We start from the raw sequence: 5074 nt of genomic DNA, 5'->3' as shown, positions 1-5074 counted from the left end.
GGCAGTCCATGGTATCTCAAATGGGATTTCAAAACCAGCAGAAACGGCAAAACCTATCAACATACCCAGTAAGATTCCTAGAATACTACCGTACTGGCTTATTAAGAATGTCTCTATAAAAAACTGCCATGAAATGGTACTGCGTTTAGCACCTAGCGCTTTTCTCACGCCTATTTCTCGAGTACGCTCTGTGACAGATACCAGCATGATATTCATCAAGGCAATAGAAGAACCAAAGATGGTGACAAGACTTATGATAATGGCAGCCACGCTTAGTGCAGAACTTACAGAATTCAAATCTTCCATCAATTGATCACTTTGTATCACGCCAAAGTTATCTTCTTCAATAGGTTTAAGTCCTCTTATATTACGCATGAGTATAGTCGCATCACTTTTTGCACTTTCCATTAAGTTTTGCTCAAAAACCTTGACACTTAAGTCATAATTGATATTAGGCGATGTATAAATACCACGCGCTGCATCTATAGGTATAAGCACGCGCAAGTCTACGCTGTTACCAAAGGTGCTTCCTTTTTCTTCTAAAATACCGACTACCGTAAATTTATTACCTCGTATACTTAAAGTTTTCCCTAGCGGATTAAACCCTTCAAAAAGAGCATCTTGCATATCACTACCTATGATACAGACTTTAGAATTATTCTCTATATCTAGAGAAGAAAACATACGTCCTTGAGCGAGTTGTATTCCGGCATTCTCTGCATAATGTTCATTAACACCAGCAACGATTACTTTGGGTTTTGTTTTACGGTCGCCTGCTTTAACCTCTGCCATGCTGGTGGCTTGAAAAGAAACACCTACTTGAGTTAGAGGTGTGTTGTATTTATCTTCAAATTCTCTTACCTGTCGGTAACTTATAATAGGATTGATCTTTGTTCTACGTCCACCACCTTGTCGCTGGAAGCTACGCGCATAGCGTTGCATGTAAAAGGTATTTGTACCTATTCCAGAAAACCCATTGTTTAAAGTAGAAGAAAGCGCATTTACAGCACTTAATATTCCTACCAGCGCGGTAATACCTATGGCGATAATAATTATGGTAAGAATGGTGCGCAGCAATTGTCCTTTGATACTTTGTTGCGCGATACTGAAATTTTGACGTAATAATCCTAACATGAAAAGTAAGACTTGAAAAAAGCTAGAAAGTTACAAGTTATAGCAGTAATTTTTCCTTTTATTAAAATTTCATTAGGAAGAGACGTCCTTGAACTGTTTATATTTGCACTCTCAATACAAATTATGGCACAGAAACCGTCTATTCCTAAAGGTACAAGAGATTTTAGCCCGCTAGAAGTACAGCGCAGGCAATACATTATGAATACCATAAAGCGTCATTTTGAACTTTATGGTTTCATGCCTATTGAAACACCTAGTTTTGAAAACTCTGATACCTTAATGGGTAAATACGGTGAAGAAGGCGACCGATTGATTTTTAAAATTCTCAATAGTGGAGAATACCTTAAAAAAGCCGATGTTAATTTGCTAGAAACTGGTAAAGAAAATCAGCTTACTTCTCAAATTTCAGAAAAGGCATTGCGTTACGATCTTACTGTTCCTTTTGCGAGATACGTAGTCCAAAACCAAAACGATATTACTTTTCCGTTCAAGCGTTTTCAAATGCAAAACGTATGGCGAGCAGATCGTCCACAGAAAGGTCGTTTTAGAGAATTTACACAGTGCGATGCAGATGTGGTAGGAAGCGATTCGCTACTTCAAGAAGTAGAATTGATCCAGTTATACGACGCTGTTTTTACCGATTTAAAACTTAACGGTTGCACGATTAAAATTAACAACCGTAAGGTGCTCGCTGGTATTGCAGAGGTCATGGGCGCCGAAGATAGACTGATAGACTTTACCGTAGCTCTGGACAAACTTGATAAAATAGGAAAAGAAAAAGTACAAGAAGAAATGCGTTCTAAAGGCATTGATCAAGAAGCAATAGACGTACTCGATCCTGTGTTTAGTCTAACCGGTTCTTATGCAGATAAGATCGCAAGTATGAAAGAGTTGCTTAAAGATTCGACAATAGGATTGCAAGGGATAGAAGAACTTGAATTTATCAATTCTTTTATTGATAATTCAAGTCTTAAAAGTGCGGCTCTCGATCTAGACATTACACTGGCTAGAGGTTTGAACTATTACACCGGTTGCATTTTTGAGGTTGCTGCTCCAGATGGTGTAAAAATGGGAAGCATAGGTGGCGGCGGCCGCTATGATGATTTGACTGGTATTTTTGGATTGAAGAATGTGAGCGGTGTAGGAATCAGTTTTGGACTGGACCGTATTTATTTAGTGATCGAGCAATTAGAACTTTTTCCAGATTCAGTTAGAGCAGGAGTAGAGGTGTTGTTCATCAACTTTGGTGCGACAGAAGCGCGTTATTGTGCTGGATTGTTGTCTCGCTTTCGCGAAAGCGGAATCAAAACAGAGCTCTATCCAGATAGCGCAAAGATGAAAAAACAAATGTCTTATGCAGACCGTAATGAGATTCCTTATGTGATTCTAGCCGGTGAAGATGAGATCGCGAGCGGTAAACTCAACCTTAAGAACATGCGCACCGGCGAGCAATCACTGTTAACTGTGCAAGAGGTGATCGATAGATTAAGTTAAGGATATAAGGTTCATTTTGTGTAATTTGTCGTTTTAAAGGATGCACTAGTTAGTATCAAAAACGATTTTACCATGAAATTTACTCCAGTCTTTTTACTATTTGTAGCATTATTGCTGTCTGTATCTTGTGTCTCGCCTGCAATGGCGCAGGAAGATGTCTTTATCAAAGAATATCTAGAACGATTAGAAACCTCAAGAAATTACCTAGTTCTCGTGGCGCGTTCTATGCCAGAGGAAAATTACAGTTTTAAAGCAACCCCAGAATCTATGAGCTTTGAAGAACACCTCATGCATATTGCGTGGGCGATGGACTGGCACAGCCAGTCGTTAATGGATGGTCGCAAAGCAAGAGACTGGAATACCGACATGGAATTGCAAGTAGATCAAAAGTCCAAAGAAGAAATGATTGCCAAAATCAACGAGACTTTTGATACAACGATTGCTTTTATTTCTAGTTTTGAGGTAGATAGGCTAGAAGAGCGTTTGGATTATTTTGGCGCAAATAGAACCAAAAGACAAATTTTACTCTTACTATCAGATCATATCACGCACCATAGAGCTCAAATGCTAGTTTATCTGCGATTAAAGGGTGTGAAACCGCCTAGATATGTATTGTATCAATAAGCAAGTGATAAACGCAACAGAAGCAAGCGTTTATCCAGGTAATTTATAAGGGATAAAGAGTATATTTGAGTGGATATAGCAAGTTGTACCTCATTATAAACCAAGATTATGTTAATAGATGACATATTAAAAAAGTTAGAAATAAATAACTCAAGAAGTTATTACACATTTGAAACTTTTATTCTGAACCTTCTTAAAGTTCATCTACAGAAAAATAATAAACCGTTTGATTCAAGTCCAAGAAGAATGGGTTTTGATGCATTCGCACCAGAAGGACTTGAGGATATTAAAGGACCTACACAAATTGAAATTAAATTTAATGTTGATAGATATCCGCTAAATAGGTTTATTGACAACATTCTCAACAGAAACATTTTAGCTCATATTGAGGAATTCAAAAATCTTTTAATTATAACCCCAACACCTATTTCGAATCGAACTAGACATCGATTGGAAATCATAACTGAAAAAGAAAAACCACCATTTGACATTTTAATTTGGGGTCCAGAAGAAGTCAATAAAATAGTTTCAAAAAACAGAAAAGAAGCTAATGATATTGCAAATAATTTATTTTCATTACGAATTGAGTCTGCTGTAACTAGGCAGGCTGTTGACTGGAAAAAAGAAAGAGAAAGTAGACTTGAGATACTAAAAAACTTTTATCAAAGAGGACAGTTTTCCTTTTTCCTAGGAGCAGGAGTTTCTAGTAGTGCAGGAATGCCAGATTGGAATACATTGTTAAACTCATTATTCGTGACCTATTTAACAAATGAATTTGATAATGAACTTAAAATTGGTGATGCAGACATTAATCAAATAGTAAATAGGTTGAATGAAATTGATGAGCCATCAGCCTTAATGGCCGCAAGATATTTGAGAAAAGGACTTGACAAAAGTGATACAGAGTCAAAGGAGTTTATCAAAGCCATTACTAAAAATCTGTACAAATTAAGAAACACAAAAAAACCAATTGATTCAAAGTTAATTAAGGCTATAGTAGAACTTTGTATACCAAAAAGAACAGGTGCAAAAGTAAAGTCTGTTGTTACATATAACTTTGACGATTTAATTGAAAGACAGCTTATTAAACAATCTATTCAGTTTCATAGTATCTACTCTGATGATGATTTTAATGACCCTGATGAACTACCTGTTTATCACGTACACGGTTTTTTACCTGAAAATGAAAATGATTACGAAGGTTTAGATAAAAGCACTTTGGTTTTTTCAGAAGAAGGCTATCACTTAATATATTCTGATGCATATCATTGGTCGAATCTAGTACAACTTTCAAATTTAAGAGATAATCATTGTCTAATGGTAGGGCTATCAATGACCGACCCAAATTTGAGAAGGTTATTAGATATTTCGTCCAGAAACACAGACAAAACAAAACACTTTGCCTTTATGAAAAGAATTACAAAAGAAGAATTCACTGAAGACAAGGGAAAAAAAGTTATCGATAATATAGACGGAGCTCAAAAATTTCTTGATAGGCATCATAATCTAAACGAGGAAATAATGAGAGAATTAGGAGTGTCAATCATCTGGTACTCTGACTATGACGAAATTCCGGTTCTAATTAAACAAATACTAAAATAACGAGGTACAACAATGGCTATAAGTAATTGCTTGGTCTCCCCTACTCCTGAAAATCCTTTCGGATTTTCAGGTTGGTGAGTACTTGCTAAGTTTCGTGACAACCCACGCAACTACTCATAGCCGAGACCGTTGCCATTCATTGGCGGAACGTACTCAAAACTAAATTTAAACTAATGAAAAAAAACAATTTACCCTTAATTTTAATTATTGTAAGCTTTAT

Annotated in this window: 4 protein-coding genes; 3 read left to right on the top strand and 1 reads right to left on the bottom strand. The window is 36.4% G+C overall.

What is annotated here, in order from left to right; all coding sequences use genetic code 11:
- Positions 1–1134 (bottom strand): ABC transporter permease (locus tag A9Q93_RS13560; protein WP_303687939.1); only part of this gene is annotated, 1134 nt, incomplete at its 3' end.
- 123 nt (positions 1135–1257) lie between these two features.
- On the opposite strand from A9Q93_RS13560, the gene hisS reads away from it, so the two are divergent.
- From hisS to A9Q93_RS13545, 3 genes are all read left to right on the top strand, one after another.
- A complete protein-coding gene (hisS, locus tag A9Q93_RS13555) occupies positions 1258–2628 on the top strand; it encodes a histidine--tRNA ligase (RefSeq protein WP_303687938.1) in 1371 nt (456 codons plus the stop codon).
- 72 nt (positions 2629–2700) lie between these two features.
- Entirely contained in the window at positions 2701–3252 is a 552-nt protein-coding gene (locus A9Q93_RS13550; protein ID WP_303687937.1) for a DinB family protein, read from the top strand.
- 108 nt (positions 3253–3360) lie between these two features.
- Positions 3361–4854, top strand: coding sequence for an SIR2 family protein (locus tag A9Q93_RS13545; protein WP_303687936.1), 1494 nt, complete (start codon positions 3361–3363; stop codon positions 4852–4854).
- Positions 4855–5074 lie beyond the last annotated feature (220 nt).

Source organism: Nonlabens dokdonensis (genome assembly GCF_002162835.1).
In the GTDB taxonomy this organism is placed as follows: Bacteria; Bacteroidota; Bacteroidia; order Flavobacteriales; family Flavobacteriaceae; genus Nonlabens; species Nonlabens dokdonensis_B.
The sequence above is the reverse complement of the archived record's forward strand: the minus strand, read 5'-3'. Positions and strand labels throughout refer to the sequence as shown.

Bases quoted from the DNA above. Each gene is read 5' to 3' on its own strand.
- hisS (WP_303687938.1), top strand. From the start codon at position 1,258: ATGGCACAGAAACCGTCTATTCCTAAAGGTACAAGAGATTTTAGCCCG.
- A9Q93_RS13550 (WP_303687937.1), top strand. From the start codon at position 2,701: ATGAAATTTACTCCAGTCTTTTTACTATTTGTAGCATTATTGCTGTCT.
- A9Q93_RS13545 (WP_303687936.1), top strand. From the start codon at position 3,361: ATGTTAATAGATGACATATTAAAAAAGTTAGAAATAAATAACTCAAGA.